At 72.1% G+C, this 15,162-nt stretch carries 12 protein-coding genes; 7 read left to right on the forward strand and 5 right to left on the reverse strand.

All coding sequences use genetic code 11. From position 1 onward, the window contains the following. Positions 1-104: 104 nt before the first annotated feature. Entirely contained in the window at positions 105-1,271 is a 1,167-nt protein-coding gene (locus ABTZ59_RS22125; RefSeq protein WP_351409733.1) for a serine hydrolase domain-containing protein, read from the reverse strand. Between the two features lie 279 nt (positions 1,272-1,550). Between ABTZ59_RS22125 and ABTZ59_RS22130 the strand changes: the two genes are divergently transcribed. From ABTZ59_RS22130 to ABTZ59_RS22140, 3 genes are all read left to right on the forward strand, one after another. Further along, the gene (locus ABTZ59_RS22130) at positions 1,551-1,874 is read left to right on the forward strand and encodes a plasmid stabilization protein (protein ID WP_351409738.1); all 324 of its coding nucleotides are present in this window, start codon (positions 1,551-1,553) and stop codon (positions 1,872-1,874) included. Between the two features lie 700 nt (positions 1,875-2,574). Further along, positions 2,575-4,191: a glycoside hydrolase family 13 protein gene (locus tag ABTZ59_RS22135; protein WP_351410192.1), complete on the forward strand. Its 1,617-nt coding sequence runs from the start codon at positions 2,575-2,577 to the stop codon at positions 4,189-4,191. Positions 4,192-4,303: 112 nt separating this feature from the next. Then, positions 4,304-4,570 carry a GlsB/YeaQ/YmgE family stress response membrane protein gene (locus ABTZ59_RS22140; protein WP_351409743.1) on the forward strand — a complete coding sequence of 89 codons (267 nt, stop codon included), beginning with the start codon at positions 4,304-4,306 and terminating at the stop codon, positions 4,568-4,570. A gap of 142 nt (positions 4,571-4,712) precedes the next feature. Here the strand turns inward: ABTZ59_RS22140 and ABTZ59_RS22145 are convergent, their stop codons facing one another. Together ABTZ59_RS22145 and clpX are read right to left on the reverse strand one after the other, a co-directional pair. Further along, on the reverse strand, positions 4,713-5,711 hold the full coding sequence (locus ABTZ59_RS22145; protein WP_351409748.1) for a sporulation protein: 999 nt from the start codon (positions 5,709-5,711) through the stop codon (positions 4,713-4,715). A 186-nt stretch (positions 5,712-5,897) separates the two neighbouring features. Next, positions 5,898-7,190, reverse strand: coding sequence for an ATP-dependent Clp protease ATP-binding subunit ClpX (gene clpX / locus ABTZ59_RS22150; protein WP_351409753.1), 1,293 nt, complete (start codon positions 7,188-7,190; stop codon positions 5,898-5,900). Positions 7,191-7,312: 122 nt separating this feature from the next. Between clpX and ABTZ59_RS22155 the strand changes: the two genes are divergently transcribed. The 3 genes from ABTZ59_RS22155 (at position 7,313) to ABTZ59_RS22165 (ending at position 11,712) form a co-directional block, all read left to right on the forward strand. Beyond that, positions 7,313-8,548 carry a TetR/AcrR family transcriptional regulator gene (locus tag ABTZ59_RS22155; protein ID WP_351409761.1) on the forward strand — a complete coding sequence of 412 codons (1,236 nt, stop codon included), beginning with the start codon at positions 7,313-7,315 and terminating at the stop codon, positions 8,546-8,548. A gap of 325 nt (positions 8,549-8,873) precedes the next feature. Beyond that, entirely contained in the window at positions 8,874-9,980 is a 1,107-nt protein-coding gene (rsgA, locus tag ABTZ59_RS22160) for a ribosome small subunit-dependent GTPase A (RefSeq protein ID WP_351409780.1), read from the forward strand. A 142-nt stretch (positions 9,981-10,122) separates the two neighbouring features. After that, entirely contained in the window at positions 10,123-11,712 is a 1,590-nt protein-coding gene (locus ABTZ59_RS22165; protein ID WP_351410199.1) for an Ada metal-binding domain-containing protein, read from the forward strand. Positions 11,713-11,798: 86 nt separating this feature from the next. On the opposite strand, the gene ABTZ59_RS22170 is transcribed toward ABTZ59_RS22165, so the two are convergent. Then, positions 11,799-12,164, reverse strand: coding sequence for a PPOX class F420-dependent oxidoreductase (locus ABTZ59_RS22170; RefSeq protein WP_351409796.1), 366 nt, complete (start codon positions 12,162-12,164; stop codon positions 11,799-11,801). A 139-nt stretch (positions 12,165-12,303) separates the two neighbouring features. Further along, positions 12,304-13,296 (reverse strand): helix-turn-helix domain-containing protein, encoded by a 993-nt coding sequence (locus ABTZ59_RS22175; RefSeq protein ID WP_351409805.1) that lies wholly within the window; start codon positions 13,294-13,296, stop codon positions 12,304-12,306. Positions 13,297-13,630: 334 nt separating this feature from the next. Here ABTZ59_RS22175 and ABTZ59_RS22180 point away from each other — a divergent pair, with 334 nt between their 5' ends. Next, the gene (locus ABTZ59_RS22180; RefSeq protein WP_351409818.1) at positions 13,631-15,118 is read left to right on the forward strand and encodes a protein phosphatase 2C domain-containing protein; all 1,488 of its coding nucleotides are present in this window, start codon (positions 13,631-13,633) and stop codon (positions 15,116-15,118) included. Positions 15,119-15,162: the final 44 nt, after the last annotated feature.

The following is a 15,162-nucleotide window of genomic DNA, read 5'->3' on the forward strand; positions in this document are numbered from 1 at the left end:
GTCCAGCCGATCGTGTCGGACGCGCCCCGGCGTGCTCCCGGCCCGCGCTCGCGCGGGGCGCCGTCCGTCCGTCCCCGTCGGTCGTCGGCTGGGCCCTGGTGGGGCTACAGCGCGCTGTACAACGCGTCGATCAGCGCCATCTTGCGGGGATCATCAGCGATGTTCGACCCCATCCGGTTCATCACATATCCCAGGCTGACGCCCGCCTCCGGATCCGCGAGTCCGCAGGAGCCGCCGAAACCGTCATGGCCGACCGCCCTGGGATTGGGCCCGTACGAGCCGTTCCCGCCGCTCAGCCAGAGCCCGAGGCCGATCTCCGTGTCGTGGGCGAAGCCGGCGCCCAGCACCAGGTCCCGGCAGCCGCCCTGGCCCTCGCGGACCCGCTCGACCGTCTCCGGGGAGAGCACGCGGTGCTCGCCGAGGCGTCCCCGCCCGGCCAGGATCCCGTACAGCGCGGCGACCGCGCGTGCCGTGCCGTGGCCGTTGGCGGCGGGGATCTGCGCGGCGCGCCACGCGGCCGTGTTGGCATCGGCGGCGCCTGTCGCGGGGTTGCCCAGGGCCGCGAGTGCGACCGGCTCCATGTGCGCGTAGGCGGCGGCCTGTTCGCCGGTGAGCGGGGTGCGCGGATGCACCAGTTCGGCGGCGCGCCCGGCCTCCTTCTCCGGCAGCCCGATGGTGAAGTCGATACCGAGCGGAGCGGTCACCTCCCGGCGCAGGAGCTCGCCGGGCAGCAGGCCCGTGACGCGTCTGACGACCTCGCCGACCAGGAAGCCGTAGGTGAGGGCGTGATAGCCGGACCGGGTGCCAGGCTCCCACCAGGGCTCCGTCGCGGCGAGCCGGGAGGTGGTCAACTCCCAGTCGTAGAGCTGCTCGACGGAGTGTGGTTCGCGCAGTCCGGCCAGCCCCGCGCGGTGCGCGAGCAACTCCCGTACGAGCACGGACTCCTTGCCGGCCGCGGCGAACTCGGGCCAGTACGTGGCGACCGGCGCGTCCGGGTCGAGCAGTCCGCGGTCGATCAGCAGATGCGCGCACAGGGCCGTCGCGCCCTTGGTCGTCGACCACACGTTGACCAGGGTCTCGCGCTCCCACGGCCGGGTCCGCGCGCCGTCCGCCCACCCCGCCCACAGGTCGACCATCGGCTCGCCGTCGGCGAGCACGGTGACGGCCGCGCCGAGTTCGTCCCGCTCCTCGAAGTTCCTCTCGAACGCGGCGCGCACGGCGGCGAACCGTTCGTCGCAGTGCCCCTGTATCCGCGGTGCGCGTGATGTCATCTGGCCCCTCCGTCGCCCCGGGGCGGGCCGGGTGGCCCGCCGGTGGATCCGGTTTGCCAGGAAACGTACCGACTGGTCGGACCGGCGGGAAGGCGTCGGGCAGCGCCGCACGGAACGTCCGATGTGTGAGGCGATCCATGTTTGTTTATGGTTGAACGAATATATCGACCCGTCGCACACCGGAGCGCGACGGCATCAAGTTGCCGGTCCTGAAAGGGGATAGGAGGGTGAGCCTTAGCGTGCAATCCACCATGAAACGGACCATGAGGAGTGATTCACATGCCACGAGGCTCCAGCCCCAAACGTGAGCGCCAGTACGAACACATCAAGGACAGCGCGCGAGCGCGCGGCGAGAGCGCGGCGCGGTCGGAGCAGATCGCCGCACGCACCGTGAACAAGGAAAGGGCCCGGGCGGGGGAGTCCCGTACGGCGAGCAAGTCGTCCACTCAGGACATGGCCTCCTCCAGGCGTGGCGGACAGCGCTCGCACAGCGGCGCCGCGGGCCCCACGTACGACCAGCTGTACGCCGAGGCGCAGCGCCGTAATGTGCATGGCCGCTCGTCCATGAACAAGGCCGAGCTGAAGCGCGAACTGGGGCGCTGACCCGCTCATGGCGGCCGGCGGGGCCCGGAAGGTGGACGGGGCCCGGGAGGCCTGAGGTGCCGAGGAGGCCTGCTGGGCCCGGGGCGCCGCGCGGCACCTCGACGTGATCGCGCGGCGCCGACCCCGTCCGTGCCGACCCCGGCCGCGTCCGACGCGCCCTCCGCGCCCGACGCGCCCCAACGGCCGCCGAACGGCCGCCACATGCCGGTGCCCTGGACGATGCCGTGACCGTCGCCTCGGAAGGGGACGGCCGCCCGTCCGCCCACCCGTCCGCCAGGATCGCCGCCCGTCCGGGGCGCCCGGGCCGTCCGGGCCACTCCGGGCCGCCCGCGATCGACCGTACGGCGCAGACGCGCCAGGTTTCTCACGCGGCGCCGGATCGTCACACGGTCACTGCCGCGCTCGCCGCCGCCGGGCGGGACGTACCGCGCCGGGGATGCCGGGGTCGAGATCTTCCGCTCCGGTCCGACCTCCGGTGCGGTGAAGGGATGATCGCACCGCGCCACTACAGTTTCAGCGCCCCCTCAGCTCGGCACGAGAGGTATCTGTGACTCAGCACGCGTTCCCGGACGGCAATGGCGACGGCCACGACGGCGGCCACGACGGCGGCTACGGCGATGGCTACGGCCACGGCTACGGCGATGGCGACGGCGCGAGAGACCGCGGGCGTGACTGGTGGCGGGAATCCGTCGTCTACCAGATCTATGTCCCCAGCTTCGCCGACGCCGACGGCGATGGAATGGGCGACCTCCGCGGGATCACCGACCGGCTCGGCCATGTCGCCGAACTCGGCGCGGACGCCGTCTGGCTCACGCCGTTCTACCGCTCCCCGCTGGCCGACGGAGGCTATGACGTCGCCGACTACCGGGACGTCGATCCGCGGCACGGCACCCTCGACGACTTCCGCGCGCTGCTCGGCAGGGCCCGTGCGCTCGGGCTCCGTACGATCGTCGACATCGTGCCGAACCACTGCTCCGACCAGCATCCCTGGTTCGCCGAGGCACTGGCGTCCGAGCCCGGCTCGGCCGCCCGTGACCGCTTCGTCTTCCGGGAGGGACGCGGCCCCGACGGCGCCGAGCCGCCCGCGGACTGGCAGTCGAAGTTCGGCGGCCCGGCCTGGACGCGCGTGCCCGACGGGCAGTGGTACATGCATATCTTCGCCGCCGAGCAGCCCGACCTGAACTGGGAGAACCCCGACGTCACGGCGGAGTTCGAGAGCATCCTGCGCTTCTGGCTCGACCTCGGGGTCGACGGCTTCCGCATCGATGTGGCGCATGGCCTGCGCAAGGACCTCACCGCGCCGCTGCGCGACACCCGGGGCGGTGACACGGCGCCCCTCAACTCCCCGCCGAGCGGCGAGAACCACCCTTTCTGGGACCGCGACGAGGTCCATGACATCTACCGCGTCTGGCGGAAGATCACCGACTCGTACGCCCCGCCCCGGATCATGGTCGCGGAAGCGGGCGTGAGCGCCGCCAGGCTGCCGCTCTACACCCGGCCCGACGAACTGCACCAGGCGTTCAACTTCTTCCATCTGCGCTGCCCGTGGGACGCCGGTTCCTTCCGTGAGGTCATCGACACCTCGCTCAGCGGCGCGGCCTCTGCCGGGGCCCTGCCGACCTGGGTGCTCTCCAACCACGATGTGGTGCGCCACCGCAGCCGTTACGGGCTGCCCGAGGGCACGGACCTCCGTGCCTGGCTGGTGACCGACGGCCGGGACCCGGAGCCCGACGACGCCCGGGGAGGCCGACGGGCGCGGGCCGCCGCGCTGCTGACCCTCGCGCTGCCCGGTACGACCTACCTCTACCAGGGCGAGGAACTGGGCCTCTCCGAGGTCGCCGATCTACCGGCGGACGCGCTGCGCGACCCGATGTGGGAGCGCACGGGCCACCGGGTGAAGGGCCGCGACGGCTGCCGGGTGCCGCTGCCGTGGACCACGGCCGGCTCCTCGTACGGCTTCGGACCAGGCGGCAGCTGGCTGCCGCAGCCCGACGGGTGGGGCGAGTGGTCGGTGGAGGCCCAGTCCGGCAGGCCGGACTCGTTCCTGGAGCTGTACCGTACGGCGCTGTCCGCGCGCCGGGGCTTCCGCGGCGACGAGAGCTTCGCGTGGCTGCCCTCGGCCCCGGGTGAACTGGCCTTCAGGAAGGGCGAGGGCCTGGTCTGCCGGGTCAACCTGTCCGACGCGCCAGTGCCGTTGACCCTGCCGGCCGGAACGAGGCCACTGCTGGCGAGCGGCGAACTGACGGCCGACGCGGGGCAGGACATCACCCTGCTGCCGCCGGACACGGCGGTCTGGCTGGACACGAGGAAGATCTAGGAAGGGCAGGGAAGGTCCGGGAAGGTCAGACCGGGCGGGCGGTGAAGACGCGATCCCTGGGTATGCGTACAGTTGCGCAACTAAGCAATGTAAGCGGACTGGGGAGAACGACGTGGGCATCATCAGCTGGATCATTCTGGGGCTGCTGGCCGGGGTGATCGCGAAAATCCTGCTGCCCGGACGCGATCCCGGAGGGCTGGTCGGCACCACGCTCATCGGTATCGCCGGTGCCTTCGTGGGTGGTTGGCTCTCCGCGAAGATCTTCGACCGCCCGGTGCAGAAGGAGTTCTTCGACGCGGCGACCTGGGGCGCGGCGATCGGCGGCTCGCTCGTGCTGCTCATCCTCTACCGGCTGCTCTTCGGTAATTCACGCGACTGACGCGACTGACGGGACTCACGCGACTGACGGGGCTGACGCTTCCGACGGGACCGTGGGACCCACGGGGCGAGATGAGACGCGGGGCGGTGGCCGACGGCCACCGCCCCGCGTGCGTCCGCCCAGTCCGAGGGCGGGCGGGCCGCTACTCGTCGCCGCCCTCGTCCTCCTCGCCCTCGAACGCGTCACCGATCTCGTCGACGACCTCGGCGGCCACCATGCCGCCGATCACACCGACCGCCACGCCCGCGGCTACGCCGGCCACCACCGCCCCCGTGCTGGGGCCGGACCGATGCCCGCCGGAGTGGTGCTCCCCGTGGTGCTCCCCGTGGTGCTCCCCGTGATGTGCGCCGTAGTGGCCCGGGTGCGCGCCGCGGCTGTCGACAAGTTGCTTGATCCACCTGTCGACTTCGGCGTTCCAGTCCATGTGCGGGACGTTGTGATGCGAGACCGTGAACCGGTTGACCGCGTCGTGTCCGCCGGAGAAGAGCCCACCGCGCTTGTCGGCCTCGATGACGACGTCCATTCCGCCGGCGGTGGCGAGGAAGGTGACCTCGATCTCGTTCAGCGCGTGCGCGTAGTGCGCCGGCGGGGTGAGTTCGAGCTCCTGGTAGAAGGGCAGCCGCTGGTCGGTGCCGTTGATACGGCCCAGTTCCAGATCGGCCGATTTGAAGCCCCAGCCCAGCTGCCCCAGGGCCTCCAGAACGGCCTCCTGGACCGGCAGGGGAGAGACGGTGAGCTGGTCCAGATCGCCCTTGTCCCGCGCCCCGGACACCGCCAGCTCGGTCCGCACCCCAAGGACCACGCCCAGTGGCTGGCCGTGGAGTTCGGTCACGGGCGTCTCCCACGGCAGGGTCAGCGTGAACGGAATCGTCTGCTCCGACTCCTCCGCCAGCCGGAACCCACCGGCGACGGTGACCCGGTCGAAGACGACCGTGCCCTCGGTCTCCTCGTCATGTCCCTCGGCCTCGACCCGGGCGACCAGGTCCAGCGTGATCTGCTCGATCTCCAGGTCCGTACGGCCGCCCCGCAGCCGCACCTGACCCGACAGCGGGCCGCCCGGCACGGCGGCCACGCTGTCCAGCACAGTGTCGACAGACGGTCCGCCGACACCGACGGCTCCGAGCAGTTTCTTGAACACCATCGTGGCGTCCACTCCTTCATAGGGGTGTTGAACGCCACCAGAACTACCCCAGGAGGTAAAGCGGTTCCCAAGAGGCGCCCCGACCAGGCATATTTCCAGCCACTCGGCCGACCGCGCCCTACGCCGACCGGGCTCCGAGTCGGCCGCGTTCCAAGCCGACCGCGTTCCAAGCCGGCCGCGCGGGGACTACGCGGAGCGGTCGCGGCGTTCCCTGCCGCGGCCGGGCTTCTCGCGCGGTACGAGCGTGGGGTTGACGTTGTCGAGCACGGTGTCGCGGTCGACCACGACCCGCGCCACATCGTCCCGGCTCGGTACCTCGTACATCACATTGAGCAGCACCTCTTCAAGGATCGCGCGGGCCGCGCGGGCGCCGGTGCGGCGCAGCAGCGCCTGCTCGGCGATCGCGCCGATGGCGTCCTCGGTGAACTCCAGCTCCACCCCGTCGATTTCGAAGAGCCTCTGGTACTGCCTGATCAGCGCGTTGCGCGGCTCGGTGAGGATCCGTGTCAGCGCCGCCCGGTCCAGGGGCTGTACGGTCGTCACCATCGGGAGGCGGCCGACGAGCTCCGGGATCAGCCCGAACTTCAGCAGGTCCTCCGGCAGCACCTCGCGGTAGAGGTCGCGCCGCTCCCGCTCCTCCTTGCCGGCGATCGTCGCGCCGAAGCCGATGCCCCCGCGGTCGGCCCGCTGCTCGACGATCCGCTCCAGGCCGGCGAAGGCGCCGCCGACGATGAACAGCACATGGGACGTGTCGATCTGGAGGAACTCCTGCTGCGGGTGTTTCCGGCCGCCCTGGGGCGGTACGGAGGCGACGGTGCCCTCCAGGATCTTCAGCAGCGCCTGCTGGACGCCCTCGCCCGAGACATCGCGGGTGATCGACGGGTTCTCGCTCTTGCGGGCGACCTTGTCGATCTCGTCGATGTAGATGATCCCGCGCTCGGCCTTCTTGATGTCGTAGTCCGCCGCCTGGATCAGCTTCAGCAGGATGTTCTCGACGTCCTCACCCACATAACCGGCCTCGGTGAGCGCGGTGGCGTCGGCGATCGCGAACGGTACGTCGAGCATCCGGGCGAGCGTCTGGACCAGATAGGTCTTGCCGCAGCCGGTCGGACCGATCAACAGGATGTTGGACTTGCCGAGTTCGACCGGCTCGCCCCCGTCCGCGGTCTCCGCCCGCTCGTCCCCGCTGATGCGTTTGTAGTGGTTGTAGACCGCCACCGAGAGGGCCATCTTGGCGTTCCTCTGCCCGACGACATACTGATCGAGGAAGGCGTGGATCTCGCGCGGCTTCGGCAGCTCCCGTAAACCGTCCGCGTGGGCGCCGTCGAGCTCCTCCGCGATCAACTCATTGCAGAGCCCGACGCATTCGTCACAGATGCAGACAGGGCTCGGACCCGCGATGAGCTTCCTGACCTGCTTCTGGTTCTTCCCGCAGAAAGTACATCTGAGCAGTTCGCCGCCGTCACCGATGTGTGCCACTGGGAAGCGTCTCCTCAACGGTTGTGCGGCATTCGCATGGTTGGACCATATGACATCACCATCTGAGTGGTCACGGTATCTTGAAGCGGCACTGAACAGCAACGCGGGGACGAGTGAGGGCGATGGGCCGGCTCAGCAGGGCGGAGCTGCAGGAGCACAACCGCGCCAAGGTACTGGCCGCCGCCAGGGACGAGTTCGCCGAACGCGGGTTCAGGGACGCCAAAGTCGACGGTATCGCCGAGCGCGCCGGGTTGACACGCGGGGCGGTCTACTCCAACTTCCCCGGGAAGAGAGCACTTTACTTCGCGGTCCTGGCCGATCTCGCCGAGCGCGAGTCCATATCCGCGTCCGAGGCCGACGACGAGACCTCGTCCGTGTCTGTGTCCGTGCCCGTGTCCGACGCCGCGCCCGCACGGGATTCCGCGCGTGATTCCGCACGTGATTCCGTATCCGGGACCACGCGTGACGCGCTCGGCGCGCTCGCCCGCGCCTGGGTCGCCCGGCTGCCGCTCGCCGACACCGACGAGGAACACGGCCCGGCGCGGCTCGATATGCATGTGATGCCGGAAGTCCTCGCCGAGGGGCGGATCCGGCGCCCCTTCGCGCAGTTGATGAAGCTGGACGCGATTCTGCTCGGGCTGGCTCTGGAGCGCCTTCGGCCGCCCAAGGGGCACGACGGGATCAGCGGTGACGGGCCCGGCGCCGACGGGTCGGGCAGTGACCGGTTCGGCAGCCAGGTGCGGGTCGCGGAGGCCGCGCTCACCACCCTGCACGGCGCCAGTCGGCTCGCCGCCGTCGCTCCCGGCTTCGTGGAGCCCTTCAACGTCGTCAGCGCCGTCGAGCAGTTGGCCGGCCTCGCGGTCCACGACTGGTGGCCGCCGCCACATGTGATCACCCAGGCATGGCCGACCGACGAGCCGTGGGACCCGCCGCCGGTGCGGGACGCGGTACGCGGCGAGCCCGCGCGGCTCACGGGCGACGGCGTGGTGGCGATTCTCGGGCTGCACCGCATCGAGGCCGTCGAAGAGGCGGTACGGGCCGCACCGCCCGGCGCCCGGATCACCGCCGTCCTGGTCACCGGCGACCCCGCGGAACTGGCACCACTGGCACGGCTGACCGTCGCCGGTCTCTGTACCTGCCTGCGCCAGGCCTTCCCGCCCTCGGCCTGGCCCCGGCTGCAAGTGGTGTTCGACGAGTCGGGCGCCTTCGCGGCGGCGGCCGGCCTGCCCGCCGTCAGTGACGCGACCGAGGCCGCCGTACGGGTCGAGGCGGGCCGTATCGTGGCCCGCGCCGACGGCCGCGGCGCCTGCCACGCGGCGGCGTCGGCCGAGGTGGCGGCCCCGCGGATCAGCGGGTAAGTACGGGCTCCGGTCCGCCCGTTGGCGCGGTGATCCGTCGATCCGGCGGCCCGGACAAATAATTCGCGTCACCTCGTCCGGTACGGCTAGGGTGAGCGCCGTAGGACGGGCCGACGCTCGTCGGCCGTCGGCCGTCAGCCGTCGCGGCCCGCCCCGGACCGGACCGAGGAATCAGGAGGTGAGGACATTGATGACTGTCACCACGCTGGGCGCTGCCCAGGAGCAGAAGTTCATCAATCCCACCCCTGTGGTCTCCGGCTGACCTTCCACCTCATCTCTCGCGCCCACGGGCGCGTGCCGGGGCCACCCTTGTGAAGGGTCCCCCTTGTCTCTCTCTTCTCTGCTCGCTTTCCCCTCCTCCCACCCGCTCGTTCCGTACGGCTGGGACGAGGGCTGGGAAGCCGCGTTCGCCCCGTACGCCGAACGCGGCCTGGTGCCCGGCCGTGTGGTGCGGGTCGACCGCGGTCAGTGTGATGTCGTCACCCCGGACGGCCTGGTACGGGCCGACACCGAGTTCGTGACCCCGCGCGATCCACTGCGGGTGATCTGCACCGGCGACTGGGCGGCCGTCGACCCGGGCGGCGATCCCCGGTTCGTACGGGAGTATCTGCCGCGGCGTACCGCGTTCGTACGGTCCACCGCCTCCACCCGCTCCGAGGGCCAGGTCCTCGCGGCCAATGTCGATCACGCGGTCATCGCGATCTCCCTCGCCGTCGAACTCGACCTCGGGCGCGTCGAGCGCTTTCTCGCCCTCGGCTGGGAGAGCGGCGCCCTCCCGGTCATCGTGCTCACCAAGGCCGATCTCGTGGACGATCCCGCCGTGCTCGGCCATCTGGTCGAGGACGTACGGATCAGCGCGCCCGGAGTGCAGGTGCTGACCGTCAGTTCGGCCACGGGGGAGGGGATCGATGTGCTCTCCGCCGTGCTCTCGGGCGGCACCAGCGTCCTCCTCGGTATCTCCGGGGCCGGCAAGTCGACCCTCGCCAACACCCTGCTCGGGGAGGAGGTGATGGACGTGCGGTCCACCCGTGACGCGGACGGGAAGGGACGGCACACCACCACGACCCGCAATCTCCTCGCCATGCCCGGAGGCGGCGTGCTCATCGACACCCCGGGGCTGCGCGGGGTCGGGCTGTGGGACGCCGAGACCGGGGTCGGGCAGGTCTTCTCGGAGATCGAGGATCTCGCCGAGGAGTGCCGGTTCCACGACTGCGCGCATCTGGCGGAGCCGGGGTGCGCCGTGCTCGCCGCGATCGAGGACGGCTCGCTGTCGGTGCGGCGGCTGGAGAGCTACCGCAAGCTGCTCCGCGAGAACCAGCGCATCGTCGCCAAGACCGACGCCCGGCTGCGCGGCGAGATCCGGCGGGACTGGAAGCGCAAGGGCGCGGAGGGCCGCGCGGCCATGGAGGCCAAGCGCGGACGGATCCGGTAGCGGCGGACCGGGAGTCCGGCCGGCCCGCCCGGCAGCCCGTCCCCGGGCCGCCGGGCGGCCGGCCGCGCCGCCGGGCTCAAGGAACGTGGTGTCCGAAATCCGCCAGTCCCGTGCGGCGGGCCGTCGCACACTGGGAACCGTGATGGACGAGGAGACGAGATACGAGGCGGTCGCCAGCCGCGACGCGCGTTTCGACGGCGCGTTCTTCTTCGCCGTCGAGACGACGGGGATCTACTGCCGGCCGAGTTGCCCGGCCGTGACCCCGAAGCGGAAGAACGTACGGTTCTACCCGACCGCGGCGGCAGCCCAGGGCCATGGCTTCCGCGCCTGCCGCCGGTGCCGGCCGGACGCCGTGCCCGGGTCGGCGGAGTGGAACGTACGCGCCGATGTCGTCGGCCGTGCGATGCGGATGATCGGCGACGGGATCGTGGACCGGGAAGGGGTGCCGGGGCTGGCCGGGCGCCTGGGCTACAGCGCCCGGCAGGTGCAGCGCCAGCTCACCGCCGAACTGGGCGCCGGACCCGTCGCCCTCGCCCGTGCCCAGCGGGCGCACACGGCACGGGTGTTGCTCCAGACGACCGGGCTGCCGGTCACGGAGATCGCGTTCGCGGCCGGTTTCGCGAGCGTGCGCCAGTTCAACGACACGATCCGGCAGATCTACGCCCGTACCCCCAGTGCGCTGCGCGCCGAGTCGGGGACCGGCGTCCGCACCGGGACCGGCGTCCGCACCGGGACCGGGACCGCGACGGGGACCCGGACCGTGACGGGGACTGGGACCGCGACCGGAACCCGGACCGCGACGGGGACCGGGGCCCGTGCGGGCACCCGCGCGGTGACCAAGTCTCCTTCGCGGGCCACCGCGTTCCCTCCCGACCTGGCACCGTGCACCGACGTGCCACTTCTCACCGGCATCCCCCTGCGGCTCGCCTACCGGGGCCCCTACGCGGCGCGCGAGGTCTTCGACCTCCTCGCCCGGGAAGCGCTCCCGCACACGGAAGAGGTGATCGGCGAGGCCGGCGCCCGCACCTACCGCCGTACGCTACGGCTGCCGCACGGCCCCGGCTTCGTCTCCGTGGACGAGACCCGGCCGGTCGGCGACGTACGCGACGCACGCGACCCACGCGCCCGGAGCGGCTGGCTGGAGGCGCGGATCCATCTCACCGAGCTGCGCGATCTCACCACCGCCGTACAGCGGTTGCGCCGGCTCTTCGACCTCGACGCCGATCCGTACTCCGTGGACGAACGCCTCGGCGCCGACCCGCGGCTCGCTCCGCTCGTCGCGGCGCGCCCCGGGCTGCGCTCGCCCGGCGCCGCCGAACCGGAGGAGTACGCCCTGCACGCGCTCGTCGGCCACACGGCGGCCGCCCGGCTCGTCGAGAGATACGGCGAGCCGGTGGAACTCCCCTGCGGACGGCTCGACCGGCTGTTCCCCGAGCCGGCGGCCCTGCGTGACGACCCGGTCGCGGGCCCGCTCGCCGCCGCGCTCGCCGACGGGACCGTACGGCTCGACCCCGGAGCGGACCGCGACGAGTCCGAGCGGGCCCTGCTGGCCGTGGCCGGGGTGACCCGGCGTACGGCGGCGCTGATCCGGATGCGGGCGCTCGGCGACCCCGATGTGGCACCCGAGGGGGAGCGGGACGACGAGGTGTGGCGGCCGTGGCGGTCCTACGCGACGTGGCATCTGCGTCTCCACGCGGACCACGCCGTCGGCCACGCCGGCCCGGCCGCATAAGACCGGCAAGACCGGCAAGACCGGCAAGACCGGCAAGGCCAGCAAGACCGGTCAGACCGGGAACCAGGCCCTGCCCGACCGGACCGTCAGTCGAGACCCCAGCTGTGGATCCTGCGGGGGTGAATGCGGATCAGCTCCTCGCTGAAGTGCGGACCGAGGTCGTGCGGCCCCGTCAGCAACTCCGCCTCGCCCCGGATGTCGAGCCCGCGTACCTTCCACGGATCGGTGCTCACGATGTCGTCGACGACCAGCGCCACTCGCGGATTCGCCTGGAGATTGCGCCACTTCTTCGTGGTTCCCAGCGCCAGACCACCGATCAGGATGGTGTCGTCGTCCTGTGGGAAGAAGCCGACCGGGTTGGCCTGGGGCTGGCCCTTGGGATCCACGGTCGCCATCCGCCCCAGCCGCTGGGACCTCAGATACGCGCGCTCGGCCTCACTGAATTCGGTCATGCTCCCAGCCTCACACGGATACCTCCCACGGCGCATCAGCCCCGCGACCCGCCCAGGGACCAGGTCCGAGGGCGTCGCGCTCCGTGCCGTAGACGGACGAGCTGCCACACTTCCCTCTGCCCCCTGTGCGGGATCGGGCTCAGCGGCGCGGGTCGCGCGCCACCCAGCCCTTCTCGTAGGCGTGCCAGCCCAGCTGGAGACGGGTCGTCACCCCGCTCAGCTCCATCAGCCCCTTCACCCGGCGCTGTACGGTGCGCAGCCCCAGGTCCAGCTGTTTGGCCACGCTCGCGTCGGTCATGCCGGCGAGCAGCAGGGACAGGATCTCCAGGTCGGTCGTGTCAGGGCCGGGCAGGCCGAGCTCCGTGACCGTGCCGTCCGTACCGAGCCGTAGGGGCAGCGCCTCGCGCCACACCGCCTCGAAGAGCCCCGTCAGCGACTCCAGTAGTCCGCTGGCATGCACGACCAGCGCCGCCGGCCCGAGCCCACGGCCCGTCAGCGGCACCATCGCGAGGGCACGGTCCGCCACCACCAGCTTGGTCGGTACCCGCTCGGTCACCCGGACCTGCTCGTCGCGGCCGAGCGCGGCGGACAGTTCGGTGATTCCGGTGGGCAGCGACAGCACCTCGCGTTCGAGCACCACCCGGTACGTGACGCCGCGCGTGGCCGCCCGTTCCTCGGCCTCGTTGTCCATCCCGGTCACGGCCACCGGCCGGCCGGTGACCAGGGCACAGACCTCGTCGGTGGCGCCCAGTTGCAACTGGCGGAAACGGTGGGCGACCGCGCTCGCGCCCGTCACCACCTCGATCAGATCGTGCACCGCCGGTTCCGTGGCCTCCGCGCGGTACTCCTCCGCGAGCAGTACGGCGGCCAGTTCGGCCTGTTCCAGCTCATGGCGGTGCTGGGTGAGCAGCGCGCCGAGCGCGACGGCGGGCGGCGCGGCGACCCACCGTCCGGTACGGGACGAGGACTGCGCGGCCAGACCCTGGCGCTCCAGCCGGCGCAGCGCCCGTTCGGTGTCCGGCTCGGGGAGTGCGAGCCGATGGGCCAGATCCGCCACCTCCGCGGCGCCGATCGCCACCAGCGCGCGGTACGCGGACTCCTGTCTCTCGTCGAGACCTATCGCTCCCAGCATCCCTGACAACCCCTCCCTGGACGCCCGCGCGGCCTCCCCGGCCGCACTCTTTCCGCCACGGGCCGTGGCGGAAACCGGCCACGGCGTAAACCCGCCGCTCCCCATCATCCCTGTACAGGCCGTCTGTCTGCCAAGGTGGCGCCATCACAGCTGCAACAGACCCGGTCATATTCCTCCTGGGTATGCATGACCGGCTCTGCTCGAATCTGTGAATGTCCGCCGGGTGTCCTTCCCGTGGGGGGTGGGGTCGCCCGGCGGACTCCGCGGCTCGTCTCCGCGGCCCTTTTTCCTCTCGCCCCGTTTTCCCGTCCTCGGCGCGGTCGACAATAGGGTCATGAGCCAGCAGGGGGAGAGGTCGCCCGACGGCGACTGGTGGAACCGGCTGTACGACGACTCCACACCGGACACGGGCCCCGCCCGGGCGACGGGTGACACGCTCGACGATCGCTTCGACTCGGCGGCGCAGGCGGTGTCGGATCCGTCCTCGGGTCAGGTCTCGGATCCGGTCTCGGATCTAGTCTCGGAACCGGCGTCCGAGGCGCTGGGGGTCCAGGCGAAATCCGTGACGACCCCGAAGCCACCGCGACCGCGGCCCCAACCCCCCGTCGCGGGGGCGCCATGGGAGCCGGCCGTGCCGTACGCGCCCAGCGACGCACGGCCGTTGCCGGGCGCCACGGCCGAGTCACCCCCCTCCTCGCCCCCGACCCAGCCCTCACCCTCGCCCCGGCCTCCGGACCCGCGTCGGTCAACTCCCCTGCCCCCCGCGCCTGTCGCCTCCCCGGCCGCCCCCGTCACCCATGTCGGCGACGGGCCGCCCGCCTACGACCCCGAGCCCACCGCCCTGCCCGCCACGCACGCCGACCGGCTGGACGAGATCGTCGCCGACACCGTCCTCGACGGCGCGCGTTACGGGACGTACACCCTGCGCGCCATGTCGGTACGGGGCGACTCCGCGCGCCACCGCGGCGAGCCCCGCCGCGACGCCCTGCTGACCGTCCGCTTCGGGGCCGGCGCCGACGCGCTCGTCCTCGTCGCCGTCGCGGGCGGCGCCCGAGCCACCGAGGGCTCCCACCGCGCCGCGGCGGACGTGTGCCGGTGGATCGGCGGCGCTGTCGGACGCAGCCACGACAGCCTCTCCGCGGACATAAGAGCCGGCCGCAGGGACGACCTCAAGTCCGGGCTGCACCGGCTGACCGACCGGGGGTTCGGCAAACTCCGGGCCCGCGCCGCCGAACTGGGGCTGCGCCCCGAGCAGTACACCGCGGGCCTGCGCTGTCTGCTGCTCTCCGCCGACCCCGACTGCCGTACGCGCGTGTTCTTCGGGGTCGGCGACGGCGGCCTCTTCCGGCTCAGGGACGGCGCGTGGCAGGACCTGGAGCCGCCCCTCGCCAGGCCGGGCGCCTCCACCGGCCCGCCCGTGACCGGCTTCGGCTCCCCGCCCGCCGAGACGCCCGAGGGCGACCGGCTGACCATGGACCTGGAGATCACGAAACCCCCGTCCGCGTACGACACGTTCCGGAGCGACGGGTCCCGGCGCGACGCGTTCCCGTATGCCACCTCCCCGTACGCCGAGGGGCCGCCTCCGCCGCCGCCCGAGCCGTTCCGGTTCCGCGCCTCGGTCGCCCGGCCGGGCGACACCCTCCTGCTGTGCGGCCCCGGCCTGTCGGAGCCCCTGCGCGCCGAGCCCGCACTCGCCCGCGAACTGGCCAACCGCTGGGGCCCGACCACCCCACCGGGTCTGGCCGAGTTCCTCGTGGACACCGGGCTGAGGGTGAAGGGCCACGCCGACGACCGCACGGCGGTCGGCGTCTGGGAGGCGTGAGCGCGCCCGGCGCTGACCGCGTCCGGCGCTGACCGCGTCCGGCG

It is taken from the genome of Streptomyces sp. NPDC094034, from assembly GCF_040303865.1.
Lineage (GTDB): Bacteria > Actinomycetota > Actinomycetes > Streptomycetales > Streptomycetaceae > Streptomyces.

What these genes read in the sequence shown, in the direction of transcription:
- ABTZ59_RS22125 (WP_351409733.1), bottom strand. Translation starts at nt 1,271, where the DNA reads ATGACATCACGCGCACCGCGGATACAGGGGCACTGCGACGAACGGTTC.
- ABTZ59_RS22130 (WP_351409738.1), top strand. Translation starts at nt 1,551, where the DNA reads ATGCCACGAGGCTCCAGCCCCAAACGTGAGCGCCAGTACGAACACATC.
- ABTZ59_RS22145 (WP_351409748.1), bottom strand. Translation starts at nt 5,711, where the DNA reads ATGGTGTTCAAGAAACTGCTCGGAGCCGTCGGTGTCGGCGGACCGTCT.
- ABTZ59_RS22155 (WP_351409761.1), top strand. Translation starts at nt 7,313, where the DNA reads ATGGGCCGGCTCAGCAGGGCGGAGCTGCAGGAGCACAACCGCGCCAAG.
- ABTZ59_RS22165 (WP_351410199.1), top strand. Translation starts at nt 10,123, where the DNA reads ATGGACGAGGAGACGAGATACGAGGCGGTCGCCAGCCGCGACGCGCGT.
- ABTZ59_RS22170 (WP_351409796.1), bottom strand. Translation starts at nt 12,164, where the DNA reads ATGACCGAATTCAGTGAGGCCGAGCGCGCGTATCTGAGGTCCCAGCGG.
- ABTZ59_RS22175 (WP_351409805.1), bottom strand. Translation starts at nt 13,296, where the DNA reads ATGCTGGGAGCGATAGGTCTCGACGAGAGACAGGAGTCCGCGTACCGC.
- ABTZ59_RS22180 (WP_351409818.1), top strand. Translation starts at nt 13,631, where the DNA reads ATGAGCCAGCAGGGGGAGAGGTCGCCCGACGGCGACTGGTGGAACCGG.